Below are 25,276 nucleotides of genomic sequence, written 5' to 3'. Positions count from 1 at the left end.
GCCAGATGAACACGACCGCCTTCTTCGCCCTGGTCCGCAAGGACCTCATCCTCTACATCTCCGACAAGCGCGCGCTGCTGATGCACCTCGTGCTGCCCATCGTGATCGCCGCGTTCTTCGGTTCCGTGTTCGGCGGCGGCAGCGCCAAGGGCAGCGGCATCGACGTGGCCCTCGTCCAGCAGGACACGAGCGACGCCGGCAACCGCATCGCGGCGGGCCTCAAGGCCGACCCGAACCTGCACGTAACGCCGATGGACATGACGCAGGCCCGGGATGCCGTGCGCAAGGGCAGCCAGGCCGTCGCGATCGTGCTGCCGGCCGGCTTCGCCGAAGCGGCCGGCACCGCCATGTTCTCGAACCAGGACAAGCCGGCCATCCCCTTGCTGTACGACCCGTCGCAGCCGGCCGTGCTGGCGATGGTGAAGGGCATGCTGACGCAGCAGGTGATGCAGGTCGTCAGCGCCGAGATGTTCGGCGGACCGCTGGGCAAGAAGCTGACGGCGCGCAGCCTGCAGCAGCTCGACGAGAACAAGGTGCAGGACCCCGCGCTGCGCGACATGCTCGTCGCGGTGCGCAAGTACGAGGACACGCCGCGCGAGGAGGACGCCGGCGCCGCCCGGCCGCGCGGCCTGTCGATGCCGTTCACGACGCACGACGAGAGCCTGGCGAGCGGTCCCGTCGCCCAGGGCTACAACCCGTACGCGCATTCGTTCTCGGGCATGGGCGTGCAATTCATCCTGTTCATGGGCGTGAACATGGGCATCGGCATGCTGCTGACGCGCCGCAGCGGCGTGTGGGACCGCCTGCTCGCCGCGCCCGTCACCTTGACCGAGGTCGTGCTGGCGCGCGCCGCCTCGGCCGCCATCATCGCGTCCTGCCTGCTGTGCGCCATCTTCGTGGTGGCGGTGCTGGGGTTCCACGTGCAGGTAAGCAGCGTGCCGGGCTTCCTCGGCATGGCGATCGGCTTCGGCGCGCTCACGGCCGGCTTCGGCCTGCTCATCGCCGCGTTCGGGAAGACGCCGGAAGCGGCGCGCGGCATCGCGATGTTCGCGACGCTCATCCTCGTGATGCTGGGCGGCGCCTGGGTGCCGTCGTTCATGTTTCCCGCGTGGGTGCAGCAGCTGACGCTCGTCGTGCCGACGCGCTGGGCCATCGCGGGCCTCGATGCGGTGACGTGGCGCGGCCTGGACGCGGCGGCGGCCGCGCCGGCCATCGCCGTGCTGCTCGGTTTTGCGCTGGTGTTCACCGTGGCCGCCGTGTGGCGGTTCCGGCGCGAGCAGGTTTAACGTACGCGATGTGCGAACGATGGTGGGCACAGGGTGCCCACCCTACGGCTGCGGCAATCGTAGGGTGGGCTCCCCGAGCCCACGCGCAGTTCGATCAGAGGTTCGGCGCGAGGTAGCGTTCCACCTCGTCCTTCGGCAGGCCGCGGCGCTTGGCCATGTCGTCGAGCTGGTCCTGCCCGATCTTGCCGACGACGAAATACTTCGACTCCGGGTGCGAGAAGTAGAAGCCCGACACCGCGGCGCCCGGATACATCGCGAACGACTCCGTCAATTCCATGCCGATCTCCTCGGCCTGCAGGGTCTTGAACAGGTCGGCCTTCACGGTGTGCTCCGGGCACGCCGGATAGCCCGGCGCCGGGCGGATGCCGACGTATTCTTCCTTGATCAGCGCCTCGTTCGACAGCTTCTCGTCCGCCACATAACCCCACAGGTCCGTGCGCACGCGCTCGTGCATGTACTCGGCGAAGGCTTCCGCCAGGCGGTCGGCCAGGGCCTTCACCATGATCGACGAGTAGTCGTCGCCTTGCGCCTCGAAGCGCTTCTCGATCTTCTCGGCGCCGATGCCCGCCGTCACGGCGAACATGCCGATGTAGTCGGCGATGCCGGACGATTTCGGCGCGATGAAGTCGGACAGGCACTGGTTCGGGCGCTGCACGCCGTCCACCACCGGCTTGACGCCCTGCTGGCGCAGGCCGTACCAGGTGAACGCGACCTCGCCGCGGGTGTCGTCCGTGTAGATCTCGATGTCGTCGTCGTTGACGCTGTTCGCGGGCAGCAGGGCAACGGCGCCGTTCGCCGTCAGCCAGCGGCCGTCGATGATCTTCTTCAGCAGCGCCTGGCCTTCCTCGAACACCTTTGCTGCCGCTTCGCCCACCACCTCGTCGGTCAGGATCGCGGGATACGGGCCGGCCAGGTCCCAGGTCTGGAAGAACGGGCCCCAGTCGATGTAGCGGGCGAGCGTGCCCAGGTCGACGTTCTTGAAGACGCGGCGGCCGACGAACTTCGGCTTCAGCGGCGCGAACGCCAGCTGCGCCTTGTTGGCGCGCGCCTGTTCGAGGCTCACCATCGGCAGCGCCTTTTTATTGGCGTGCTGTTCGCGGATGCGCACGTAGTCCTCGGCGATCTCGGCGACGTAGCCGTCGCGGGTCTCCGCCGTCACGAGCGACTGGCCCACCGAGACGGAGCGCGACGCGTCCGGCACGTACACGACCGGGCCTTCGTAATGCGGCGCGATCTTGACGGCCGTGTGCGCGCGGCTCGTCGTCGCGCCGCCGATCAGGAGGGGAATGCGGCGGTCGCGGAACCACGGGTCGCGCTGCATCTCGCGCGCGACGTGGGCCATCTCTTCGAGCGACGGCGTGATCAGGCCGGAGAGGCCGATGATGTCCGCGTTTTCTTCCTTGGCCTTCGCGAGGATCTCGGACGCGGGCACCATCACGCCCATGTTGACGATCTCGAAGTTGTTACACTGCAGGACCACGGACACGATGTTCTTGCCGATGTCGTGCACGTCGCCTTTCACGGTGGCGATGACCATCTTGCCCTTCGGTTTCGCGACGATGCCCGTGCGCGCTTCCTCCGCCGCCTTTTCTTCCTCGATGAACGGGATCAGGTGGGCGACGGCCTGCTTCATCACGCGCGCCGATTTCACCACCTGCGGCAGGAACATCTTGCCCTGGCCGAACAGGTCGCCGACGACGTTCATGCCGTCCATCAGCGGGCCTTCGATCACCTGGATCGGGCGGCCGCCTGCGTTCTCGATCGCGGCGCGCGCTTCCTCGGTGTCCTCGACGATCCACTGCGTGATGCCGTGCACGAGCGCGTGCGCGAGGCGCTTGCCGACGGGCGCGTCGCGCCACTCGAGATTCTGTTCCTGTTTCGCGCCGCCGGCCTTCAGGGTGCCGGCGAATTCGATCATGCGCTCGGTGGCGTCGTCGCGGCGGTTCAGCACGACGTCTTCCACGCGCTCGCGCAGCTCCGGAGAGAGATCGTCGTACACGCCCACCATGCCCGCGTTGACGATACCCATCGTCATGCCGGCCTTGATGGCGTGGTACAGGAACACGGTGTGGATCGCTTCGCGCGCGGGGTCGTTGCCGCGGAACGAGAACGACACGTTCGACACGCCGCCCGACACCTTCGCATACGGCAGGTGCTCGCGGATCCAGCGCGTGGCGTTGATGAAGTCGACGGCGTAGTTGTTGTGCTCTTCGATGCCGGTGGCGATGGCGAAGATGTTCGGGTCGAAGATGATGTCTTCCGGCGGGAAGCCGACCTTCTGCACGAGGGTGTCGTAGGCGCGCTTGCAGATCTCGATCTTGCGCTCGAACGTGTCGGCCTGGCCCTTCTCGTCGAAGGCCATCACGATCACCGCGGCGCCGTAGCGGCGGCACAGGGTGGCCTGGCGCAGGAATTCTTCCTCGCCTTCCTTCATCGAGATCGAGTTGACGATGGCCTTGCCCTGCACGCATTTCAGGCCGGCCTCGATCACGCTCCACTTGGAGGAGTCGATCATGATCGGCACGCGCGAGATGTCCGGTTCCGATGCGATCAGGTTCAGGAAGCGCGTCATCGCGGCCTGCGAATCGAGCATCGCCTCGTCCATGTTGATGTCGATGACCTGGGCGCCGTTCTCGACCTGCTGGCGCGCGACGGACAGCGCTTCGTCGAACTGCTCGTTCAGGATCATGCGCGCGAACGCCTTCGAACCCGTGACGTTGGTGCGCTCGCCGACGTTGACGAACAGCGAGGTGTCGTCGACGACGAACGGCTCCAGGCCGGACAGGCGCAGCGCGACGGGGATCTCGGGCACGGTCCGCGGCGGGCAATCGGCCAGCAGGGCGCCGATGGCCTGGATGTGCTCCGGCGTCGTGCCGCAGCAGCCGCCGGCGATGTTGACGAAGCCGGCGTCGGCGAATTCGCGCAGCAGGGCGGACGTGTCTTCCGGCAGCTCGTCGAAGCCGGTGTCGCTCATCGGGTTGGGCAGGCCGGCGTTCGGGTAGATGCAGACGAACGTGTCGGCGATCTGCGACAGCTCTTCCGCGTACGGGCGCATCAGGGCGGCGCCCAGCGCGCAGTTCAGGCCGATCGTCAGCGGCTTTGCATGGCGCACGGAGTTCCAGAACGCCGGCACGGTCTGGCCGGACAGGATGCGGCCCGACGCGTCCGTGACGGTGCCGGAGATCATCAGCGGCAGGCGCGGCGTTGCCGGGTGCTCGGTGAAATACTGGTCGATGGCGAACAGCGCGGCCTTGCAGTTCAGCGTGTCGAAGATGGTCTCGACGAGCAGCAGGTCGACGCCGCCCTCGACGAGCGCGTCGACCTGTTCGTAGTACGCCGCGACGAGCTGGTCGAACGTGACGTTGCGCGCGGCCGGGTCGTTCACGTCCGGCGAAATGGATGCCGTCTTCGGCGTCGGGCCGAGGGCGCCGGCGGCGTAGCGGGGCTTGTCCGGCGTCGAATACTTCACGCACGCGGCGCGGGCCAGCTTCGCGGCTTCCACGTTCATCTCGCGCACGAGGTGCGCCATGTGGTAGTCGTCCTGGGCGACGCCGGTCGCGCCGAACGTGTTCGTCTCGATGATGTCGGCGCCGGCGGCCAGGTAGCGCTCGTGGATTTCCTGGATGATCTGCGGCTGCGTCAGGTTCAGCAATTCGTTGTTGCCCTTGACGAACAGCTCGCGCGCCCCACTGGCGGCGGGCGCCGTGAAAGTGGCGAAGCGCCCGCCCGGACCGCCGCGGTAGGCCTGCTCGTCCAGCTTGTATTGCTGGATGATCGTGCCCATCGCGCCGTCCAGGATCATGATGCGGCGCGCGAGGATCTCGCGCAACTTGGCTTCGACGGGGGAGGGGGCGTGGACGGCGGTGATCATCGTTGGCTTTCCTGGGGTCTGCTGGAGATAAATATGAGGCGGGTCTGTGATTATACCGTTACTGGCCGAGTTTGTTCCCGGTGCGGCCGGCAGTCCACGGTTCGCTCAAAAAAAGACGGCGTTGTAAAGACGTTTGTAACGCACTGTATCAAAAGCTGCATTGTTACATTGGGATACAAATTGCCGCATATTAGCAATTTCCTGGATACATACAGGGACGACAATTAACTTCATGGAACCGCCGCAGTCGCGGTTTCACGATCAGTACGCGTCCAATCAACGGAATGTGCGGACTGTTGTTCCGCCTCCAAAATGGGAAGAATTGCAATGAACAAAGAATACGTATCCGAGTGGGACCAGCCGGCAGCGCGCAGCGAGGAAAGCGCTCCGGCCAAGACCCACACCGTCGCCGGCGTCAAACAAATCGTCACGATCCGCCTGGATGTGGACATGCTGGAATGGTTCAAGTCGGCCGGTCCTGGCTACCAGACCCGCATCAACCAGGTCCTGCGCGAATACATGGAAGCGAATCGCGTGCGTGCTCAGGGCGAGCAGCACTGATTCCTTGTCAACGTGATGGTCGGGGCACAGCGCCCCGCGGGCCTTCAGGGCCTGATGCCGGAACGGTGTGCCATGTCGGGCATGCGCCCGTAGGGTGGGCGGCCTCCGCCCACCAAACTACATAAGCTCAACAAGCGAAACGAAAAACAGAAGGGCATCATCCGGCGCGAACCGGCTGATGCCCTTCTTTATTGCCGCGTCGTTTTCAGGCGAACGCGAGGCCGTCGAACGAAAAGCCCTTCAGGAATTCGGCCGCCGCCAGGCGCTTGCCGCCCGGCTTTTGCAGTTCCGTCAAACGAAGCGCGCCCGTGCCGCAGGCGACCACGATGCCGTGGGCATCGGCCTGGAGCACCTGGCCCGGCTGGCCCTGGCCATCGACGGGTTGCGCGTTCCAGATCTTGATCGTCGTCGATCCCGCTTGGGCCTGGGCCCCGGGAAACGGATTGAAGGCGCGCACCTTGCGTGCGAGGTCGACGGCCGCCAGCGTCCAGTCGAGCTTCGCTTCTTCCTTGCCGATCTTGGCGGCATACGTCACGCCTTCCTCCGGCTGGGGCACGGCTTCCAATTGACCCTGCGCCATTTTTTGTAGCGCATCGACGATCATGCGGCCGCCGAGGGCCGCCAGCTTGTCGTGCAGGCTGCCCGTCGTGTCCGCGTCGTCGATGGCGATGCGCTCGACGAGCAGCATCGGGCCCGTGTCCAGGCCTTCTTCCATTTCCATGATGGTGACGCCCGTTTCCGCGTCGCCCGATTCGATCGCGCGGTGGATGGGCGCGGCGCCGCGCCAGCGCGGCAGGATGGAGCCGTGGATATTGATGCACGGTTTGATGTCGAGCGTGGAACGGGGCAGGATCAGGCCGTAGGCGGCCACGACCATCACGTCGTACGTCGTCGCCAGCAGGCGCGCGTGCGCGGCCTGTGCCTCGCTGGCGCGCTGCGGGTCCTTCGCATCCATGCGCAGCGACACCGGCTGCAATACCTCGATGCCGTGCGCGACGGCGACCTGTTTCACGGCGGACGCCTGCAACTGCATGCCGCGTCCGGCCGGGCGATCCGGCTGGGTCAGCACGAGCGGCACGTCGAAACCGGCGCCGAGCAGGGCGCGCAGCGCCACGGCGGCAAATTCCGGCGTGCCGGCGAAGACGACTTTCAGGCCGCTCATGCGCGGCGGGCGGACGAGCGCTGCATGTCGCGCTCTTCCTTCTGCAGCTTCGTCTTGATGCGGTTGCGCTTGAGCGGCGACAGGTATTCCACGAAGACCTTGCCCATCAAGTGGTCCAGTTCGTGCTGGATGCACACCGCCAGCAGGCCGTCGGCCTCGAGCTCGAAGGGCTTGTTATCCTGGTCGACAGCGCGTACCTTGACGCGTGCCGGACGTTCGACGCCGTCATAGATGCCGGGCACCGACAGGCAGCCTTCGTCGTAGACCTGCTTGTCCGGGCTGGACCAGACGATTTCCGGGTTGACGAAGACCAGCAGGTTGTCCTTGGTCTCGGTCACGTCGATGACGACGATGCGCTCGTGCACGTCGACCTGCGTCGCGGCCAGGCCCACGCCGGGGGCGTCGTACATGGTTTCGGCCATGTCCGCCACCAGCTTGTGGAGGCGGTCGCCGAATTCGGTGACCGGCTTGGCGACCTTGTGCAGGCGCGGGTCGGGGTAGCGGAGGATGTTCAGTAAAGCCATGGCTGTGTAGTCGAAGTCGTTCAATAATCGGTATATCGGGGTCCGTCGCGCGATTCAAAGGCTGCACAGGCATAAACGCAACACGCCGTCCCCGCTGCCGGGCACGGTTTGTCTTGCTAGTTCAGGGATTTCTCGGCAGAATTTGATTCAGTAAGGCAACTCTTGCGACCCTTTATGATCCGCTGCGCGGTCGAAGAGTCGTCTGTTTCCTGCTTTGTTGCCGGCCGAGGTGGCGTAGCACTCGTGTCGATACGGCACTTTACGGACTCTCCAATGAAAAATTTTAGCACAGGCGCTGCCCGATCGCTCGCGATCCGCACCGCTGCCACGGCCGCGTTCGCCTTCCTTGCGGCCATTCCGGCGCAGGCCGCCACGACCTGTTCGTTCCGCCCGAACGCGCCCGACCAGCACGTCGTCGTCAAGGGCGATACCTTGTGGGACATTTCCGGCGCCTTCCTCGAGCATCCGTGGTGCTGGCCCCAGGTCTGGGGCATGAACCGCGACGACATCCGCAATCCGCACTGGATCTACCCGGGCCAGGTCGTCTATTTCGACCGCGCCCACGGCCGTCTCACGTTGAACAAACCGGGCACCGCAACGGATGCCGGCGAGCCGCCCGTCGTGCGCCTGTCGCCGCAGCTGCGCACCGACGACCTGGGCGAGAACAATGCCGTGCCCGCGATTCCGGCCGGGGCGATCGAACCTTTCCTGACCCAGCCGCTCGTCGTCGAACAGCAGGCGCTGGCCGGCGCGGCGCGCATCGTCGCCGCCCAGGAAGACCGGCTCTACCTCGTAGAAGGCGACCGCATCTATGTGCGCGGCGCACTCGACGGGGCGACCAGCTTCCAGGTCTTCCGTCCGGGCAAGGAGCTGGTCGACCCGGATACCAACAAGGTCACCGCCTACGAGGCGGCCTATGTCGGCACGGCGCGTCTCGTGAAGGCGGCGGGACCGGGCACGGACGTGCACACCTTCGTCGTCACCAAGTCGGTGAAGGAAATGGGCGTCGGCGACCGCCTGCTGCCGACGCCGCCCGCGCCGCTGCGCAACTACGTGCCGCACGCGCCCGCCCGGCCGGTGGTGGCGCGCGTGATGGCCATGGCGTCCGAATCGAATTACGCGGCGCAGAATCAGGTCGTGACTGTCAATCGGGGCACGCTTGACGGACTCGATGTCGGCGCCGTGCTGCAGTTTTATCATCTCGGACAGACCGTGACGGACCCGGAAAGCAAAGGCTTCCTCGGCTTCGGCAAGGCCAGACTGAGGCTCCCGGACGAGCAATACGGCGAACTGTTCATCTTCCGGGTTTTCGACCATGTCGCGTATGGCCTGGTCATGCAGGTGACGGCGCCCGTGCAGATCGGCGACGTCGCGAAATCACCGGAGTAACCCCACCGTGCAGGACACGGACCTTCACCTGGCGCCTGCACCCTCATCCTCCCCGCCGGACCGGCTGGCCGCCTGGCTGCGCCTGGAGCGCAGCCCCGGCGTCGGTCCGCGCGCGGCGGCCACGCTGCTGGCAGCGTTCGGCACCCCTGGCGCCGTGTTTGCCGCCGACTTTGCCGCGCTGGCCGCCCACGTGAGCCCGGCGCAGGCGCACGCCCTGCTGCAACCTCCCGCCGACACGACGCGCCGCCTGATCGACGCCACGCTGGACTGGCTGGCCACGCCCGGCCACCACGTCCTCGCGCTGGGCGAACCCGGCTATCCCGAGCTGCTGGCCCGCATCCCCGACCCGCCGCTGCTCCTCTATATTAGAGGGCATGCACATATACTGGACGGACCGGCCCTCGCCATCGTCGGCAGCCGCAATGCCAGCGTGCAGGGCAGGGCGAACGCGCAGGCGTTCGCGGAAGCGTTGTCTGCAGCCGGGCTGTGCATCGTATCCGGCCTCGCGCTGGGCATCGACGCCGCCGCGCACGAGGGCGCGCTGCGCCGCTGCGGCGGGACCGTCGCCGTCGTCGGCACCGGTCCCGACATCGCCTACCCGGCCCGCAACCGTGCCCTGTGCGAACGCATTGCCCATGAAGGCTGCATCGTCAGCGAATATCCCGTCGGCACGCCGCCGTTGCCGGGCAATTTCCCTAAACGCAACCGGATCATCAGCGGCCTCGCGGCCGGCGTGCTCGTCGTCGAGGCGGCCGCGCAGTCCGGCTCGCTGATCACGGCGCACCAGGCGGCCGAGCAGGGGCGCGACGTGTTCGCGATTCCCGGCTCGATCCACGCGGCGCTGGCCAAGGGTTGCCACATGCTGATTCGCGAGGGCGCGAAACTCGTCGACACGGCGCGCGACGTGCTGGAAGCGCTCGCGCCGTCCCCGCTGCTCGCATTGCAGGCGGCCCGCCTGGCGCCCGGCTTACCCGCCGCAGATATTTCCTTAACGGATAACAAGATCGATAACAGCCCGGAAGCTGATGCCGACGGGCAAGCCGAAGCCGCGCTGCTGGCGGCCCTCGGCCACGACCCCGGCGACCCGGACGTATTGCTGGCCCGGCTCGGCTGGCACCCGGGAGAACTCAGTGCGCGCCTGCTCGTGCTGGAACTGGCGGGGCGTGTCGAACGCCTCCCGGGCGGCCTCGTTCAGAGGATAATCAAGCGATAATTGGGAGGAACACTGCTGGCAAACCCGATAAGGCCGATAAACAACGCTGATGTTTCCGGGCGTTAGTGGCGCACGTGACGCACTTGTGCCGCGAGGAGTTTAGCTGCTACAGTAGCGTCACCATGTTCGACATCCTAGTCTATCTTTACGAGACGTATTACCGTCCCGATGCCTGCCCCGAGCCGGAGGCCCTGGCACGCAAGCTGTCCGCCGTCGGTTTCGACGATATCGAAATTTCCGAAGCGCTGGACTGGTTAAATGGCCTGAGGGAAATGGCCGGGACGACCAATCCCGCGCTCGAATCGAGCGGTACGCGCTTCTATATTGCCCAGGAAGTCGATACGCTCGGCAGCGCCGCCGTCGGCTTCATCCAGTTCCTCGAACTGGCCGGCTTGCTGTCCGCGTCGCAGCGCGAAATCGTCATCGAACGCGCGCTGGCACTGGACGAATCGCCCGTCACGCTGGGCAAGCTCAAGATCATCGTCCTGATGCTCCTGTGGAGCCAGGGCAAGGAACCGGACGCGCTGATGTTCGATGACCTGTTCGGTTCGGACGAGGAAGACGCGGCGCCGCGCCTGCTGCATTGACAGCGATACGATCATGACTACGAAAACGGGGCTGCGGCCCCGTTTTTTCTTGCGACAAAGCAAGATCGAGCGTATTTTGCTCGGCAGGATAGGTGGGTTGCCACAATGCGCACGCAGGCAGAGTCTACTTGCGGATTGCGCGGCAACCCGCTTATCATTGGCCGCTACCTGCCAAAGTTACCAATAAGCTAATAATAAGACAACGAGCGGCCGGCTTATCGAGCCGCCCTGATCTATGGCTCATGTATGATGCGCGAGCCAAAGCCAAGAACAAGTACGAGAAACCATATGACCAAAGCCCTCATCATTGCCGAAAAACCCTCCGTGGCGAACGATATCGCCAAGGCGCTCGGCGGCTTTACCAAGCACGATGAGTATTTCGAATCCGACGACTACGTCCTGTCGTCCGCCGTCGGCCACCTGCTCGAGATCGCGGTGCCCGAGGAATACGACGTCAAGCGCGGCAAGTGGAGTTTTACGCACCTGCCCATGATTCCGCCGTACTTCGCGCTGAATCCGATCGCGAAGACGGAGTCGCGCCTCAAAGTGCTGAACAAGCTGATCAAGCGCAAGGATGTCGATACCCTGATCAACGCATGCGACGCGGGCCGCGAAGGTGAACTGATCTTCCGCCTGATCGCCCAGAACGCCAAGGCCAAGCAGACCGTCAAGCGCCTGTGGCTGCAATCGATGACGCCGAACGCCATCCGCGACGGCTTCGCCCACCTGCGCAGCGACCAGGACATGCTGCCGCTGGCCGACGCCGCGCGCTGCCGCTCGGAGGCGGACTGGCTGATCGGCATCAACGGGACCCGTGCGATGACGGCCTTCAACTCGAAAGAGGGCGGCTTCTACCTGACCACCGTGGGCCGCGTGCAGACGCCGACCCTGTCGATCGTCGTCGAGCGCGAAGAGAAGATCAAGAAATTCGTGGCGCGCGACTACTGGGAAGTGCGCGCGGAATTCCGCTGCGCCGCCGGCATGTACGAAGGCCGCTGGCTCGACACCGGGTTCAAGAAAGACGAGAACGACGCCGAGAAGCGTGCCGAGCGCCTGTGGTCGAAGGCGGCGGCCGACGCCATCGTTGCCGCCTGCATGGGCAAGCAGGGCAAGGTCACCGAAGAATCGAAACCGACCACGTCGATGGCGCCCGCGCTGTTCGACCTGACGTCGCTGCAGCGCGAGGCCAACGGCCGCTTCGGCTTCTCGGCCAAGAACACGCTGGGCCTGGCGCAGGCGCTGTACGAAAAGCACAAGGTGCTGACCTACCCCCGTACGGATGCGCGCGCGCTGCCGGAAGACTACCTGGACACCGTCAAGTCCACGCTGGAAGTGTTGAAGGGCAGTTCGAACTATCTGCCGTTCGCCAAGCAGATCCTGGACAAGGGCTGGGTCAAGCCGAACAAGCGCATCTTCGACAACAGCAAGATCTCGGACCACTTCGCGATCATCCCGACGGGCGTCGCGCCGAAGAACCTGTCCGAGCCGGAACAGAAGCTGTACGACCTCGTCACGCGCCGCTTCATGGCCGTGTTCTTCCCGGCCGCGGAATTCCTCGTCACGACCCGCTTCACCGAAGTCGAAGGGCACCAGTTCAAGACCGAGGGCAAGGTCATGACGAACCCGGGCTGGCTGGCCGTGTACGGCAAGGACACGACGGGCGACGACAAGGACGGCGCCAGCCTCGTGCCGGTGGCGAAGGGCGAGCTGGTGAAGGCCGAGCAGGTCAATGCCAACGGCCTCGTCACCAAGCCGCCCGCACGCTACAACGAAGCGACCCTGCTGTCGGCGATGGAAGGCGCCGGCAAGCTGGTCGATTCCGACGAATTGCGCGACGCCATGGCCGGCAAGGGCCTCGGCACGCCGGCCACGCGCGCCGCGATCATCGAAGGCCTGCTGACGGAAAAATACCTGCTGCGCGAAGGCCGGGAGATGATCCCGACCGCCAAGGCGTTCCAGCTGATGACCCTGCTGCGCGGCCTCGGCGTGAACGAATTGACGGCGCCGGAACTGACGGGCGAATGGGAATACAAGCTGTCGCAGATGGAAAAGGGGCTGATGTCGCGCGAAGAGTTCATGCGCGAAATCGCCGAGATGACCGAGATCATCGTCAAGCGCGCCAAGGAATACAACAACGACACGATCCCGGGCGAGTACGCCACCTTGAAGACGCCGTGCCCGAACTGCGGTGGCGTCGTCAAGGAAAACTACCGCCGCTTCGCCTGCACCAAGTGCGATTTCTCGATGAGCAAGGTGCCGGGCGGGCGCCAGTTCGAGATCGAGGAAGTCGAGGAACTGCTGGAGAAGCGCACCATCGGTCCGCTGCAGGGCTTCCGCTCGAAGATGGGCCGGCCGTTCGCCGCGATCCTGCGCATCGTGCGCGACGAGGACATCCACAACTACAAGCTGGAATTCGACTTCGGCCAGGACCAGGACGAGGGCGAGGACGGAGAAGGCGTCGACTTCACCGGTCAGACGCCGCTCGGCCCGTGCCCCAAGTGCGCCGGCAATGTGTACGAGATGGGCCTGGCCTATGTCTGCGAACATACGGTCGCCAAGCCCAAGACCTGCGATTTCCGCAGCAGCCGCATCATCCTGCAGCAGGAGATCCTGCCCGAGCAGATGGCCAAGCTGCTGAACGAAGGCAAGACCGACCTGCTGCCGGGCTTCGTCTCGCAACGGACCCGCCGGTCGTTCAAGGCGTTCCTCGTGCGCGGCAAGGACGGCAAGATCAGCTTCGAGTTCGAGGAGCGCAAGGCCAAGCCGGGCGCGAAGCCCAAGGAACAGGCCGAGGAAGGCGATAGCGGCGCGGAAGCCGCCGCCGCCAAGCCGGCCGCGCGCAAGACCGCGGCGACGAAGGCCGCCGCGAAACCTGCGGCGAAAGCGGCCACCAAGACGGCTGCGGCCAAAAAAGCACCGGCCAAGCGCGCCACGACGGCCAAGAAGGCGGTCGCCGGCGAATAAGCCACCGTCGTCCCCGCGAAGGCGGAGACCCAAGTTCGGCGTCGCGTTGCCGACGGCAAAACTTGGGCCCCTGCCTTCGCAGGGGCGACGTGCTTCAGGCGCTTCTCGTTATCGAACGAATAAAAAAAACCGCGATCCTTCCGGCATCGCGGTTTTTTTACGTCCGGCGGCGTTATTCGCGCCAATCCTCCTGCAGCGCCCGGATGGCCGCCTCGCCATTGCGGATCGCCTTCACGCGGCGCACGATTTCGTTGCGCCAGGCTTCGTCGGCATCCTGGTCACCGTCGTCACTGTCCACCATCAGCAGACGCAACAGCTCATGCCTGTCCTCGGGGGACAGTTGCTGGATCTGACCGGCCAGTTCGGCGACGGTGGCATTGGACATGGAGTGTCTCCTAGCAGGGTTTTGTGACCAGATCATAACGTGAAGTTCAGTGCATGTCGACTGGCTGCATATTGTCCGTTGGCTTCCTGTCGATCAGCTTGTTGTCGGGATCGATGCCGGCCCGCGCCGGGCGGCCGTCGACCACGAGCACGACGCGCTGGTCGGCCTGCGTCACGAGCCGGCGCTCGCGCGCGAGCGGGTTGCCGTCCTGGTCGTCGACGCCGAATTCGATGTAGTCGCGCAACGGCACGGCCTGTTCCTCGCCCCGGTCGCCGGCGCGTACCTTGCCGGCCGTGGCGCGGATCTCCACCTCGTACTTGCCGTCCGGCCGGCGGTGCGCAGTCGCGCCGTCGGTGTGGTTTTCGTACAGGACGATGGATTCGAACAGGTCGTCGATCAGGTAGGCCTTGTCCGGCGGCGTGATGCCGCGCAGCCGCTCGACCAGCGTCGCCACGGTCGGATACGGCGGCCCCTTGTACGCGTATTCCAGCAGCAGGCCGTGCAGCACGCCGTTGACGGCGTCCTCGCCCACCATGTCCTGCAGCAGGTACATCGCGAGGCTGCCCTTGTGGTAGTGGATGTAGCTCTGGTTCTCGTTTTGCGCGAGCGGCAGCTCCTTCTTGTTCTCGCGCGCGCGGCCCATCAGGTATTCCTCGAGGTCGTAGCGCAGGAAGCGCCGCATTTTGCTCGATCCCAGCGTGTTCTTCATCGTCATCAGCGCCGTGTATTCGGCGAGGCTTTCCGACAGCACGGTCGCGCCGCGAACGTCGGCGCCGACGATCTGGTGCGCCCACCACTGGTGGCCCACTTCGTGCGCGCTGATGTAATACGGGTAGTCGATGTCCTTGCGCGATTCCGGGTCCACCTTGGCGATGAAGCCCACGCTTTCCGAGAACGGGATCGTGCCCGGCGCCGCCTGCGCGTACGATGCATAGCGGGGAAACTCCGCGATGCGCAGCTCGCGGTTCTGGTAGGGGCTGAAGTGCTTCGAGCCGTAGGCGAGGGCCGCCTTGGCGCCGCGGATCATGCGGTCGACGTTGAACTCGTGGCCGGGTTGGTAATAGACGTCGATCGTCACGTCCTGCCAGCGGTCGTGGCGCACTTCGTAGCGGGCCGACTGGAACGTGTAGAAGTTCAGCACCGGCTTGTCGGCCTTGTAATGGAACCAGCGCCGCCCGCCGCTCATCCACTCCTGCTCCAGCGTGCCCGGCGCGACGACCGTCTGGTCCGGGCTCGTGCTGACGACGGCGTCGAAGTGGATCCAGTCGGCGTCGTTGGCGATGTAGTTGTTCGCGCGCGCGCCCTGGTCGTCGCGCGCGGCCATGCGTTCCCGGGGCGCGAGGCCGTGGCGCTTGCGGTCGCGGTCGTCCTCCAGCTCGTACGTGCGCTGGTAGCCGACGTGCGGCAGGATCTCGTTGCTGAAGAAGGTGCCGTTGCCGACGACGGCCGTGTCGCGGCCCAGTCCCAGGATGCCGCCGGGGGCGTCCAGCAGGTCGAATTCCAGCGCCGTGCGCGCGCCCGGCTGCAGGGGCGACGCCAGCAGGTAATGATAGAAGCCGTGCGCCGGATCGGCGCGCAGCAGCCGCGCCGCCTGCGCGAAGCGCGGATGGAATGCCGGGCCGGGCTTCTGGAACAGGACGACGTCGCGCACCGGCGCGCCCGTGCGGTTTTCCAGCTGGTAGAAGCCGTGCACCTTCAGCGTGCGGCTGCCGGGATGGATATCGACCTGCAGGCCGACGTCCGTGATGCGCGGCTGCGGCAGTTTCGCGTAGCGCTTGTAGCGCAGCTCGTAGTCGGCGCGCACCTGCTCCTTGTGCCAGGCCGTCTGGTACGCGCCCAGGTGCACGAGGTTGTACCACAGCAGGGCGCCGCTGGCGGCGAAGATCAGGATGCCGGCCGCGAACGCTTTCAACACGCCGGGCGTCAGGCGGCGGCGCGCCAGTTGCAGGCGCTCGGCGAAGCTGTCGCTCACGCCGCGCGGCCACAGCACGAGCGCGATGGTGAACAGGACGACGGCCGCGCCGCCCCAGTAGACTTGCAGCGCGCGCTGCAGTGCCAGGAAATGGCCGAAGCCGTTCATGGCCGAATAGGTCACGTCCGGCAGCGCGCCGTACACGAGCATCGGGTGGTCGAGGCCGAAGCCGCCGAGGAACAGCGTGGCCACGTAATACGTCACCAGCGCGAAGTAGGCGAGGTATTTGTGGTTCAGGATGGCCTGGGCGGCGATCGCCAGCACGGCCAGCAGCACGTAGCGGGGCAGCAGGATGCCGAACAGCGTCGTCAGGTACAGGCCCGGCTCCAGCGTCACGTAGCCGTGCGCCAGCTGGATGCCCATCCCGCACAGCATCGCGGCCAGCAGCAGCAGCGCCTGCAGGCCGACGAGGGCGATGGTCTTGGCGGCCAGCGGCAGCCAGCTGGGCACGGGCAGCGCGTCCAGCATCAGGCCCATGCGCGCCTCGCGCTCGCGCCACACCATCTCGCCGGCATAGAACGTCGTGACGACCAGCAGGAACAGCGCGAACACGTCGCGGATCAGTTCCAGCACCATGTAGGTGACGGGATAGGTCTTCGTGCCGTAGATCGCGCCCAGGTCGAGCGAGCTGACGATGAGGGTCAGCATGCCCGCGAGGACGATCACGGCGAAGTAGACGTTCTTGACGGATTCCCGGAACGCGAGCCAGCTCGATTTCGCCAGCAGCACGGCGAGGCTGCGCGCGGCGAAGTCCGGTGCCTCGTGCATGTCGGCGGCGAGGGGCGCGGCTTGCGGCGCGGCGTCGGCGTCAAGCCGCGCCTGGCCGCGCCGGCCCGCGGGCGTGGACACGAAGCTGAAGCGCCAGTAGCCGAGCACCAGTGCGACGAGCGAGAACAGCGACCAGAGCGCGCGGTTGATGAGGTAGACGCCTTCGAACGGGACCTGCAGCGTGTTGCGTTCCGTGAGGCTCCAGTACTCGGTCAGGCGGATCAGCGCGGTCGTGCCGAACGGGTCGATCAGCGCCGCGAGGGTCTTGTAATCGAGGTCGCGCGCCAGCGACGGGGCGACGATGTAACCGATCAGCATGACGACGCTGGCGACGTACACGGCCAGCATGCGCCGCGTGAGCGCCGCCAGCACGAAGAAGATGGCGCCGAAGATGAACAGGTTCGGCAGCAGCGTGAGGAAAAAGGGGAGCAGGTAGCCGGCCACCGAATAGGGGCCGACACGGGCGGGATCGATCCCGGGCAGCACGGTCCCCAGCAGGGTGCCGAACAGGATCGCCGAGAACACGACGGCCAGCGTGGCCAGCGCGCCGAGGAAGCGTCCGAACACGTACGCGTATTTCGGGATCGGCGCGCTGAAGAAGAAGTGGTGCATCTCGTATTCGAAGTCCTGCTGCACCGAACGCCCCATCATCGCGGCCACGACGATGACGCCGAGGCAGCCGAGGAAGGCCACGCTCAGCGCGATCTGGCGCGGGGCGTTGATCAGGACGCGGCCGCCGAACGACACGAAGGCGTCCTTGAACACGCCGCCCGCGGCGGCCATCCACAGCAGCGCAAGTGCGAAGAAGGCAAGGAAATACACCCAGGTCGACAGCAGCTTCAGGCGCTGCCTGGCCTCGAAGCCGGCGATGGCGAGGAGCGCGCCCATGGCGTCAGCAATTCCCCGCCAGGCCGTTGTGGCGGCCGGCGATGGTGGCGAAGTAGACGTCGTCCAGGGTCGGGTGGATCGGTTCGAAGTCGTCGCCGGGATAGCGGTCGGCGTACACGTGGATCAGCGTGCGTCCGGACAGCAGGCGCGTGGAGATGACGGTGTGGCGCTTCTGGAAGTCGGGCAGGTCCTGCTTGCCGACGACTCGTGCCCAGATCTTGCCCTCGATGCCTTCGATGAGACGGACCGGCTCGCCGCACAGCAGCACGTGGCCCTTGTTGATGATCGCCATGTTGGCGCACAGGTCGGCCACGTCGGACACGATGTGCGTGGACAGGATCACGGTCTTGTCCTCGCCGATGTCGGACAGCAGGTTGTGGAAGCGCACCCGTTCCTGCGGGTCGAGGCCGGCCGTGGGTTCGTCGACGATGATCAGTTGCGGGTCGCCGAGCAGCGCCTGGGCGATGCCGAAGCGCTGGCGCATGCCGCCGGAAAAGGTGCCCAATTTCTGGTTGCGCACCTCGAACAGATTGGTCTGCTGCAGCAGGGCGTCGACGACTTCGCGCCGGCGGTGGCGCTGCGCCAGGCCCTTCAACTGTGCAAAATGGTCGAGCAGTTCGTAAGCGGTCACTTTCGGGTAGACGCCGAAATCCTGCGGCAGATAGCCCAGCAGGCGGCGCACCTCGTCCTGTTCGTCGAGCACGTCGATGTCGTCCAGGAAGACGGAGCCGCTGTCGCATTCCTGCAAGGTGGCGAGGATCCGCATCAGGGTCGACTTGCCGGCCCCGTTCGGGCCCAGCAGGCCGAACATCCCCGGAGGGATGCTCAGCGTGACCTTGTCCAGCGCGACCACGCCATTGGCATAGGTCTTGGACAGGTTGCGGATTTGTAATTCCATGGAGACTCCCGTTGCACGTGACAATGCACGCATTTCATGACTGTTGCATTGTATTAAAAACGAGCTGAGGAGGCAGCAGCTGTGCGACACACGGCGTTTTCACAAGTCCAGAGTGCAGAAAAGCGGGAGCAGGATGCCGGCCAGCATACGGTACGGCATGCTTTCTGTCCACTTTGGCAACATTGCCGGTGCTATCCGGACAGGCGCATAATGGCCCCATGGATACTCTCATCAAGGACAAGGTCCTGGCCGTCACGCGCCAGGGCCGCACCCGGGCCGAATCGACGGACTGGTTCCGCGTCGCCCTCGGCCTGTACTATCTGGCCGGACTGATGACGAAGGAAGCCATCGATTTCAAGACGGTGGACCGCGACTTCAACCGGTTCATCTACCACACGATCGGCGCCGGCCACACGATCACGAGCATCCTGCAATTCATGAGCGGCCAGCGCGTCTTGCCGGTGGTGCAATCCGAGCGCTTCATGGCGGCGTTCACCAGCACGTGCAGCGACGTGCCGCGCGATTCGATCCCGTTTCTGCTGGAACTGAACCTGGGCGTGGCGAAGAACATCTCGAAGCTGGAGGTGGACGGGCCGTTGCACGACTGGCTGGAGGCGCAGAAGCTTGCGCAGAAGACAAGGGACGGAGGCGCGGCGACCGAGGGCATATAATTCGGCTTATCGAACAACCTGGCTGAAAAGGCATCTCATGGCAACCGCACCCCGCATCCTCCATCCTCTCGACCACCTGATCGTCGGCTTCGACAAGGCGTTGCGCGTCATGGGCGGCGTGGCGAAGGCCGCGCGCCCGAATCCGGGCGTGTCGGCCCCGGACTGCGAGCTGAATGCCCAGGAACAGCGCCACAGCGCGGGCCTGATGCGCGTGAACCACGTGGGGGAAGTGTGTGCGCAAGCCTTGTACGATGCGCAGGGCCGGCGCGCGTCCACGAACGCCATGCGCGCGCAGTTCGCGCAATCCGGACGCGAGGAAGAAGATCACCTGGCCTGGACGGCCGAGCGCCTGGCCGAACTGGGCTCGCAGCCGAGCCTGCTGAATCCGCTGTGGTATGCCGGCGCCTACGCGCTCGGGACGGTCGCATCGCGCCTGGGCGACGCCGTCAGCCTCGGTTTCGTCGTCGAGACGGAGCGCCAGGTCGAGGCGCACCTGAACAGCCACCTCGAGCAGCTGCCGCCGCACGACGCGAAGTCGCGCGCGATCGTCACCCAGATGCGCGACGACGAGATCGCGCACGGCGCCAAGGCCGAAGCGATGGGTGCCGCCGAGATGCCGTTGCCCGTCAAGGCGGCGATGCGCGCCATGTCCAGGGTGATGACCACGGCGGCGTATTACATTTGAGGCTTATCCTTCGACGATCTCGAAGGAATGCGTGATCTCGGCCGTCTTGGCCAGCATGATCGACGCCGAGCAGTATTTGTCGTGCGACAGGTTGACGGCCCGCTCGACGGTCGCCGGCTTGAGGTCGCGGCCCGTGACGATGAAGTGGAAGTGGATCTTCGTGAACACTTTCGGATCCGTCTCGGCGCGTTCGGCCTTCAACGTGACGTCGCAGCCGCGCACGTCCTCGCGGCTGCGCTTGAGGATCAGCACGACGTCGTAGGCGGTGCATCCACCGGTACCCAGCAGCACCATTTCCATCGGGCGCGGCGCCAGGTTGTGGCCGCCGCCTTCGGGCGCGCCATCCATGTTGACCAGGTGGCCGGAGCCGGTCTCGGCCCGGAAGCTCATCCCGGACGGTCCGTTCCAGCTGACTTTGACTTCCATCGAATTCTCCGCTTGAGTGTGTGTTGACGAGGGCGTCCATTCTAAGCCAGCGCGGCGCACCGTGCTGGCCGGGCCGCATTCCATCGTTCAGACGGCCAGCACGTAGCGCTCGCTCTTCATGCGCCAGGCGGCGAACGCGACGGCCGCCCACGCCGCCACGCCTGAACACAGGAACGTCAGCACGAACGGCAGGAAGCCGATGTCGCCGCCCTTGGCCGTCTCGCGCAGCAAGGTCTGGTTCGACAGCATCGGCACGAGGTACATCCACGACGCCGTCTTCAGCTCCAGCATCGACACCGCGAGCCCCGGCAGCATCGGCACCAGCATCACGATCGACAGCACGCTCTGCGCTTCCTTGAACGAGCGCGCGTTCATCGCCACCGCGATCTGCATGGCGGCCGCGAACAGCGACAGCGGCACGGACGCCAGGCAGACGAGCAGCAGCCGTCCCCAGCCCACGCGCCAGCTCATGCCGATTTCTTCCAGCGGCATCCACGACAGGATGCCATGCGCCAGCATCAGCTCCAGCGTGATGCCGATGACGGCCAGCGCGGCGGCGGCCAGCCATTTGCCGCCGACGAGTTCCCACGTGCGCACGGGCTGCGCCATCAGCACTTCGAGCGAGCGGCGTTCGCGCTCGCCCGCCGTGGAATCCACCGCCGCCGACAGGCCGCAGATGAACGCGGGGAAGAACAGGAAGCCGAGGACGCCGCCGATGACGCCGGCCGAGCGCGCGGCGGTGGTGCCCGTGTCGTAGCGCTGCACCTGCACGGGCGACAGCGCGGCCGGCGACACGCCGTGCGCCAGCAGGCGCGCGCTGGCGACGTTGGCGCCGTAGGCGTTCAGCACGTCCTCGACGTCGCGCCGGCCGTCCTGCTCCGTCGACGAATCGAACCACAGCTCGATGCGGGCCGGCCGCATCGCTTCGTAGTCGGTGGCGTACTTGCCCGGCAGGCGCAGCACGGCGGCCGCCTTGCGGGCGCGCAGCAGCTCGCCGATGGCCGCTTCGTCCAGCGGCGGCGTGTCGTGGATGGTGATGTTCTTCTGCTTCAGTTGGGCCATCAGGGTCGGCGCCTGGGCGCCGCCGATCACGGCCAGCACGATGCCTTCGCGCTCGGGCCGCGTGGCGCGCTCGATCCACTGGTGCAGCAGGACGCCCAGCAGCACCGGATACATCAGCGTGAACAGGGCCAGCAGGCCGAGCGAGCGCTTGTCGCGCAGCGATTCCTTGAACTCTTTGCGAAACACCACGAGGAATCTGGATTTCATGCGACGATCCCTTCGTCGGTGCCGACCAGGCGCACGAAGGCGTCTTCCAGGTTGGCGATGCCGGTGCGCCGGCACAGGTCGGCCGGCGTGCCCTGCGCCACGGTATGGCCCTTGGCGATGACGATCACGTCGTCGCACAAATGGCTGACTTCCTGCATCACGTGCGTGGCCATCACGACGCAGCAGCCCTGCGCGCGCAGGGCGGACAGTGCGTGGCGCACGGCGCGCGTGCTCATCACGTCCAGGCCGCGCGTGGGCTCGTCCAGCAGCAGGTGGCGCGGGCGGTGCAGCAGCGCGCGCGCGAGGGCCACCTTGATGCGCTGGCCCTGCGAAAAGCCCTTGCTGCGCCGTTCCAGGATGTCGTCCATCGCGAGCATCTCCGAGACTTCGTCGATGCGCTGGCGCAGGTCGCCGTCCTCCATGCCGTTCAGTTCCCCGAAATACGTGAGGTATTCGCGCGTGGACAGGCGCTCGTACAGCCCGAACTGGTCGGTCAGGAAGCCGATGTTGGCGCGTACGGCGAGCGGATCGCGTTCCGGGTCGACGCCGTCCACGAGAATGGTGCCGTGGTCGCGTTTCAGCATGCCGACGAGGGTGCGCAGCAGGGTCGTCTTGCCGGCGCCGTTGGGGCCCAGCAGGGCCGTGATGTTGCCGTCGCGCGCCGTGAAGCTGACGCCTCCCAGCGCCTGCACGGCGCCGAACTGTTTGCGGACTTCGTGTGCTTCGATCATGGGGTTGGGATTCGTCAGGGTTGCGGCCCGGCGCTGCCGAGCTGGAAGGTCGGGGCCGGGATCTCGTTCAGGCAGGCGCCGTCGATGCTGGCCTCGGGCCGGTCGAGGAAGGCGCGCAGCAGGCGCGGCGCGCAGCCCAGTTGCGACACGCCGTGGCCGACGTTGGGCGCCGTCAGCAGCTGGGCCTTGGCCATGAAGCGCGCGGCGTCCTGGGCGCGGCGCGGCGGCGTGACGGGATCGAGGGCCCCCGACAGCAGCAGCGCCGGCGCGGCGATGCGCGTGGGCGCGACGTACGGCACGGCCGGCACGTTCATCGCGCGGCACAGTCCTTTGAGGCGGTCGGCGAGGGTGCGCGTCAGTGGACTCGCATCCGCGGCCGCCAGGGCGGGCGTAAAGCGCGGCATGTCCTCGGCGCAGACGACGGCCAGGTGCAGCAGCGTGGCCGGCGCGCCTTCGGCGGCGAAGTCGGCGGCCAGGTTGCGGCGTGCGACGAACGGCTGCCAGCGGCCCGCGCTGGCGCTGTGCACGAGGAAGGGCAGGCGGCGCGCGTCGGCCGGCGAATACAGCATGTTGCGCACGGTGTCGAGCAGGCGCGCGCTCGTCATCGTGACGTCGACCTGGCGCGCCGTGCGCGGGTCGGGCAGGTTCAGCGTCAGCGGCCCGGCATCGAGCCTCGCGACGAGGGCGTCGAATTCGCCGCGCAGGTTCGGGTAGGCGTGGGCGCAGGCGGCATCGCTGGCGCACTGCGCGAACAACCGGTCGAGCGCGGCCTGGGCGTCGTGGCCGCCGGCCGGGATCACCTGGTCGGGCGCGGCCACGGCATCCAGTGTCAGCGTGCGCACGCCGGCCGGGTAGGCGCGCGCATAGGCCTGCGCGAGGCGGGTGCCGTACGAGCCGCCCCACAGGTTGATGCGCCCGAAGCCCAGTGCGCGGCGCACGGCTTCGATGTCGCGCGCGGCGGCGGCCGTCGTGTAGGCGGCAAACGGGGCTTTGCTGGCCGCGATGCAGCGGCGCAGGGCGGCGTCCGCCTCCAGATCGCTGAGCTGCGCATCCTCGTCGCTGTCGGACGGGCAGTCGAGCTTGCCGGACAGGCCAGTGCCGCGCTGGTCGATGAACACGATGTCGCGCGTGGCGCGCACGCGCCTGAAGGCGGTGGAGAGCAGGGGCAGGACGTCGCTGCCCGCTTCGCCGGGACCGCCGGCCAGCACGAACAGCGGGTCCGGCCGCGCGCCCTGGCGCAAGGCGGGCGCGATCGTCACGTGCAGGTTCAGGGTGGCGGGCTTGCCGGGTTCGAGCGGGACGGGCAAGGTGAGGCAGCGCAGGGCTTCCTCGACGCCGGGCAGGTGGCAGCTGCGCGTCTGCGCCGGTGCCGCGGGCGTCGCCGCCGCGGCCGGAAGCGTGGCCAGCAGTGCGCCCAGGAACAGGATGGATTTCAACAAATAGTCTCCTCGTCGATGCGGACCATACTAATTTGACATCGATTTCTCGGTCAATGAAAAGTTGCAAAATTGCATGACCCAGCGTGGGAGTCTAGGCCGGGTATTCCCACAGGGAATTGCGTTGCCTCCAGCCCAGTGCGCTAGGGTAGGTGGCTTGACGGTCGGGTGAGAAATCGGCTATAGTCGTGGGCTTTCCATTTGCTCGGGAAAAGACAATAAGGCAGAGTCCGCGAAGCAGTATCGCCCGCGGAACCACCATTCGAGCATTACTACCCCTATATTAGGAAGTCAACATGAAAACTTTTTCCGCTAAGGGCCATGAAGTCCAGCGCGATTGGTACGTGATTGACGCGACGGACAAAGTCCTCGGACGTGTTGCCAGCGAAGTGGCACTCCGACTGCGCGGCAAACACAAGCCGGAATTTACTCCGCACGTCGATACCGGTGATTTCATCGTCGTCGTCAACGCAGGCAAACTGCGCGTGACCGGCACCAAAGCCAACGACAAGAAGTACTACCGTCACTCGGGCTACCCGGGCGGTATCTACGAAACCAACTTCCTGAAAATGCAACAGCGCTTCCCGGGCCGTGCCCTGGAAAAGGCCGTCAAAGGCATGCTGCCGAAGGGCCCGCTGGGCTACGCAATGATCAAGAAGCTGAAAGTGTATGCGGAAGCCACCCACCCGCACGCTGCCCAGCAACCCAAAGCACTCGAAATCTAAGTAAGGAACTGACATGATCGGTAACTACAACTACGGCACCGGCCGTCGCAAGAGTGCAGTGGCCCGTGTGTTCATCAAAGCTGGCACCGGCCAGATCATCGTGAACGGCAAACCGGCCGCCGAATACTTCTCGCGCGAAACCGGCCTGATGGTCATCCGTCAACCGCTGGAACTGACCGGCAACGTCGAGCGTTTCGACATCAAAGTCAACGTGCATGGCGGCGGCGAGTCCGGCCAGGCAGGTGCAGTGCGCCACGGCATCACCCGCGCACTGATCGACTACGACGCAGGCCTCAAGGGCGACCTGGCACGTGCCGGTTTCGTCACCCGTGATGCCCGTGAAGTCGAGCGTAAGAAAGTTGGTCTGCGCAAAGCACGTCGCGCAAAGCAATTCTCGAAGCGTTAATCGGATCTGCAGCGCGTTTGCGCTGCTGCCGAAACGAAAAGCCGCCCGCTGCAAAGCCGGCGGCTTTTTTGTTGCCCAAATTCGGGGTCAGCAAATTCGGGGTCAGAGCCCTGTTTCAGGCAATTTCCAAAAAACGGGCTCTGACCCCGGTTACGGTTTGCCGTTCAGGGTGACGAAGAACTGGCGCGGCACCCCGGCCAGCAGCGTGGCGAAGGTGCCGTTCGGGTCGCTCGTGACGAAGCCGTTCGAGCCGATCGTGCTCAGGTGGTTTTTGTCGAACAGGTTGCTCACGTTTGCCTGCAGCGACAAGTCCTGCAGCATGCCGAACGACTTCATGCGCCAGTCGGCCGCCAGGTTCGTGAGCCAGAACGACGGCGCGCCCGCATCGTTCGTGTACGTGTGATCAGCGTCAGGCGAAACGTCGTGGGCAGCACGCGCCGTGGCAGCCTGCTAAAATTG

21 protein-coding genes are annotated in these 25,276 nt (G+C 66.0%); 10 read left to right on the top strand and 11 right to left on the bottom strand.

What is annotated here, in order from left to right; all coding sequences use genetic code 11:
- The first annotated feature begins 5 nt into the window (after window positions 1–5).
- A complete protein-coding gene (locus ASC93_RS23175; RefSeq protein ID WP_056448042.1) occupies window positions 6–1,286 on the top strand; it encodes an ABC transporter permease in 1,281 nt (426 codons plus the stop codon).
- 94 nt (window positions 1,287–1,380) lie between these two features.
- On the opposite strand, the gene metH is transcribed toward ASC93_RS23175, so the two are convergent.
- Window positions 1,381–5,157 carry a methionine synthase gene (gene metH, locus ASC93_RS23170; RefSeq protein ID WP_056448039.1) on the bottom strand — a complete coding sequence of 1,259 codons (3,777 nt, stop codon included), beginning with the start codon at window positions 5,155–5,157 and terminating at the stop codon, window positions 1,381–1,383.
- 312 nt (window positions 5,158–5,469) lie between these two features.
- On the opposite strand from metH, the gene ASC93_RS23165 reads away from it, so the two are divergent.
- Window positions 5,470–5,718 (top strand): BrnA antitoxin family protein, encoded by a 249-nt coding sequence (locus ASC93_RS23165; protein WP_368854545.1) that lies wholly within the window; start codon window positions 5,470–5,472, stop codon window positions 5,716–5,718.
- A 205-nt stretch (window positions 5,719–5,923) separates the two neighbouring features.
- Here ASC93_RS23165 and fmt read toward each other — a convergent pair whose 3' ends face one another.
- The gene (gene fmt / locus ASC93_RS23160) at window positions 5,924–6,871 is read right to left on the bottom strand and encodes a methionyl-tRNA formyltransferase (RefSeq protein ID WP_056448268.1); all 948 of its coding nucleotides are present in this window, start codon (window positions 6,869–6,871) and stop codon (window positions 5,924–5,926) included.
- Between the two features lie 5 nt (window positions 6,872–6,876).
- Window positions 6,877–7,404, bottom strand: a complete 528-nt coding sequence (def, locus tag ASC93_RS23155) for a peptide deformylase (protein ID WP_056448033.1) — start codon at window positions 7,402–7,404, stop codon at window positions 6,877–6,879.
- 273 nt (window positions 7,405–7,677) lie between these two features.
- On the opposite strand from def, the gene ASC93_RS23150 reads away from it, so the two are divergent.
- From ASC93_RS23150 to ASC93_RS23135, 4 genes are all read left to right on the top strand, one after another.
- Window positions 7,678–8,793 (top strand): LysM peptidoglycan-binding domain-containing protein, encoded by a 1,116-nt coding sequence (locus ASC93_RS23150; protein ID WP_056448031.1) that lies wholly within the window; start codon window positions 7,678–7,680, stop codon window positions 8,791–8,793.
- 7 nt (window positions 8,794–8,800) lie between these two features.
- A complete protein-coding gene (gene dprA / locus ASC93_RS23145) occupies window positions 8,801–10,006 on the top strand; it encodes a DNA-processing protein DprA (RefSeq protein ID WP_056448029.1) in 1,206 nt (401 codons plus the stop codon).
- Between the two features lie 122 nt (window positions 10,007–10,128).
- Complete coding sequence (locus tag ASC93_RS23140; RefSeq protein WP_056448026.1) at window positions 10,129–10,593, top strand: DUF494 family protein; 465 nt, start codon at window positions 10,129–10,131, stop codon at window positions 10,591–10,593.
- 288 nt (window positions 10,594–10,881) lie between these two features.
- On the top strand, window positions 10,882–13,557 hold the full coding sequence (locus ASC93_RS23135; RefSeq protein WP_056448023.1) for a DNA topoisomerase III: 2,676 nt from the start codon (window positions 10,882–10,884) through the stop codon (window positions 13,555–13,557).
- 172 nt (window positions 13,558–13,729) lie between these two features.
- Here ASC93_RS23135 and ASC93_RS23130 read toward each other — a convergent pair whose 3' ends face one another.
- The 3 genes from ASC93_RS23130 to ASC93_RS23120 are packed head-to-tail and all read right to left on the bottom strand — an operon-like array spanning window position 13,730 to window position 18,468.
- Window positions 13,730–13,942, bottom strand: a complete 213-nt coding sequence (locus ASC93_RS23130) for an addiction module protein (protein ID WP_056448020.1) — start codon at window positions 13,940–13,942, stop codon at window positions 13,730–13,732.
- Between the two features lie 46 nt (window positions 13,943–13,988).
- Window positions 13,989–17,570, bottom strand: coding sequence for a M1 family aminopeptidase (locus ASC93_RS23125; RefSeq protein ID WP_056448017.1), 3,582 nt, complete (start codon window positions 17,568–17,570; stop codon window positions 13,989–13,991).
- A gap of 4 nt (window positions 17,571–17,574) precedes the next feature.
- A complete protein-coding gene (locus ASC93_RS23120) occupies window positions 17,575–18,468 on the bottom strand; it encodes an ABC transporter ATP-binding protein (protein ID WP_056448014.1) in 894 nt (297 codons plus the stop codon).
- A gap of 218 nt (window positions 18,469–18,686) precedes the next feature.
- On the opposite strand from ASC93_RS23120, the gene ASC93_RS23115 reads away from it, so the two are divergent.
- Complete coding sequence (locus ASC93_RS23115) at window positions 18,687–19,139, top strand: hypothetical protein (RefSeq protein WP_056448011.1); 453 nt, start codon at window positions 18,687–18,689, stop codon at window positions 19,137–19,139.
- Window positions 19,140–19,176: 37 nt separating this feature from the next.
- A complete protein-coding gene (gene coq7, locus ASC93_RS23110; RefSeq protein ID WP_056448008.1) occupies window positions 19,177–19,824 on the top strand; it encodes a 2-polyprenyl-3-methyl-6-methoxy-1,4-benzoquinone monooxygenase in 648 nt (215 codons plus the stop codon).
- Window positions 19,825–19,827: 3 nt separating this feature from the next.
- On the opposite strand, the gene ASC93_RS23105 is transcribed toward coq7, so the two are convergent.
- The 4 genes from ASC93_RS23105 to ASC93_RS23090 all read right to left on the bottom strand — a co-directional run bounded on the left by ASC93_RS23105 (window position 19,828) and on the right by ASC93_RS23090 (window position 23,689).
- Window positions 19,828–20,250, bottom strand: a complete 423-nt coding sequence (locus ASC93_RS23105; protein ID WP_056448005.1) for an OsmC family protein — start codon at window positions 20,248–20,250, stop codon at window positions 19,828–19,830.
- Window positions 20,251–20,337: 87 nt separating this feature from the next.
- Window positions 20,338–21,519 (bottom strand): ABC transporter permease, encoded by a 1,182-nt coding sequence (locus ASC93_RS23100; protein ID WP_056448002.1) that lies wholly within the window; start codon window positions 21,517–21,519, stop codon window positions 20,338–20,340.
- Complete coding sequence (locus ASC93_RS23095) at window positions 21,516–22,250, bottom strand: ATP-binding cassette domain-containing protein (protein ID WP_056447999.1); 735 nt, start codon at window positions 22,248–22,250, stop codon at window positions 21,516–21,518. The genes ASC93_RS23100 and ASC93_RS23095 overlap by 4 nt, the downstream gene beginning before the upstream one ends.
- Window positions 22,251–22,264: 14 nt before the next feature.
- Window positions 22,265–23,689 carry an alpha/beta hydrolase gene (locus ASC93_RS23090; protein WP_056447996.1) on the bottom strand — a complete coding sequence of 475 codons (1,425 nt, stop codon included), beginning with the start codon at window positions 23,687–23,689 and terminating at the stop codon, window positions 22,265–22,267.
- A gap of 293 nt (window positions 23,690–23,982) precedes the next feature.
- Between ASC93_RS23090 and rplM the strand changes: the two genes are divergently transcribed.
- Complete coding sequence (gene rplM, locus ASC93_RS23085; protein WP_036235400.1) at window positions 23,983–24,411, top strand: 50S ribosomal protein L13; 429 nt, start codon at window positions 23,983–23,985, stop codon at window positions 24,409–24,411.
- Window positions 24,412–24,424: 13 nt separating this feature from the next.
- Window positions 24,425–24,817, top strand: coding sequence for a 30S ribosomal protein S9 (gene rpsI, locus ASC93_RS23080; protein WP_028102305.1), 393 nt, complete (start codon window positions 24,425–24,427; stop codon window positions 24,815–24,817).
- Between the two features lie 150 nt (window positions 24,818–24,967).
- Here the strand turns inward: rpsI and ASC93_RS23075 are convergent, their stop codons facing one another.
- Entirely contained in the window at window positions 24,968–25,153 is a 186-nt protein-coding gene (locus ASC93_RS23075) for a hypothetical protein (protein WP_056447993.1), read from the bottom strand.
- Between the last annotated feature and the right edge of the window lie 123 nt (window positions 25,154–25,276).

This window comes from Massilia sp. Root335, assembly GCF_001425685.1.
Classification (GTDB): domain Bacteria; phylum Pseudomonadota; class Gammaproteobacteria; order Burkholderiales; family Burkholderiaceae_D; genus Telluria; species Telluria luteola.
The sequence above is the reverse complement of the archived record's forward strand: the minus strand, read 5'-3'. Positions and strand labels throughout refer to the sequence as shown.

Bases quoted from the DNA above. Each gene is read 5' to 3' on its own strand.
- ASC93_RS23095 (WP_056447999.1), bottom strand. From the start codon at position 22,250: ATGATCGAAGCACACGAAGTCCGCAAACAGTTCGGCGCCGTGCAGGCG.
- ASC93_RS23100 (WP_056448002.1), bottom strand. From the start codon at position 21,519: ATGAAATCCAGATTCCTCGTGGTGTTTCGCAAAGAGTTCAAGGAATCG.
- ASC93_RS23075 (WP_056447993.1), bottom strand. From the start codon at position 25,153: ATGAAGTCGTTCGGCATGCTGCAGGACTTGTCGCTGCAGGCAAACGTG.
- ASC93_RS23105 (WP_056448005.1), bottom strand. From the start codon at position 20,250: ATGGAAGTCAAAGTCAGCTGGAACGGACCGTCCGGGATGAGCTTCCGG.
- rpsI (WP_028102305.1), top strand. From the start codon at position 24,425: ATGATCGGTAACTACAACTACGGCACCGGCCGTCGCAAGAGTGCAGTG.
- ASC93_RS23120 (WP_056448014.1), bottom strand. From the start codon at position 18,468: ATGGAATTACAAATCCGCAACCTGTCCAAGACCTATGCCAATGGCGTG.
- rplM (WP_036235400.1), top strand. From the start codon at position 23,983: ATGAAAACTTTTTCCGCTAAGGGCCATGAAGTCCAGCGCGATTGGTAC.
- ASC93_RS23135 (WP_056448023.1), top strand. From the start codon at position 10,882: ATGACCAAAGCCCTCATCATTGCCGAAAAACCCTCCGTGGCGAACGAT.
- ASC93_RS23175 (WP_056448042.1), top strand. From the start codon at position 6: ATGAACACGACCGCCTTCTTCGCCCTGGTCCGCAAGGACCTCATCCTC.
- def (WP_056448033.1), bottom strand. From the start codon at position 7,404: ATGGCTTTACTGAACATCCTCCGCTACCCCGACCCGCGCCTGCACAAG.
- ASC93_RS23130 (WP_056448020.1), bottom strand. From the start codon at position 13,942: ATGTCCAATGCCACCGTCGCCGAACTGGCCGGTCAGATCCAGCAACTG.
- ASC93_RS23115 (WP_056448011.1), top strand. From the start codon at position 18,687: ATGGATACTCTCATCAAGGACAAGGTCCTGGCCGTCACGCGCCAGGGC.
- coq7 (WP_056448008.1), top strand. From the start codon at position 19,177: ATGGCAACCGCACCCCGCATCCTCCATCCTCTCGACCACCTGATCGTC.
- ASC93_RS23125 (WP_056448017.1), bottom strand. From the start codon at position 17,570: ATGGGCGCGCTCCTCGCCATCGCCGGCTTCGAGGCCAGGCAGCGCCTG.
- ASC93_RS23165 (WP_368854545.1), top strand. From the start codon at position 5,470: ATGGGAAGAATTGCAATGAACAAAGAATACGTATCCGAGTGGGACCAG.
- metH (WP_056448039.1), bottom strand. From the start codon at position 5,157: ATGATCACCGCCGTCCACGCCCCCTCCCCCGTCGAAGCCAAGTTGCGC.
- ASC93_RS23140 (WP_056448026.1), top strand. From the start codon at position 10,129: ATGTTCGACATCCTAGTCTATCTTTACGAGACGTATTACCGTCCCGAT.
- ASC93_RS23150 (WP_056448031.1), top strand. From the start codon at position 7,678: ATGAAAAATTTTAGCACAGGCGCTGCCCGATCGCTCGCGATCCGCACC.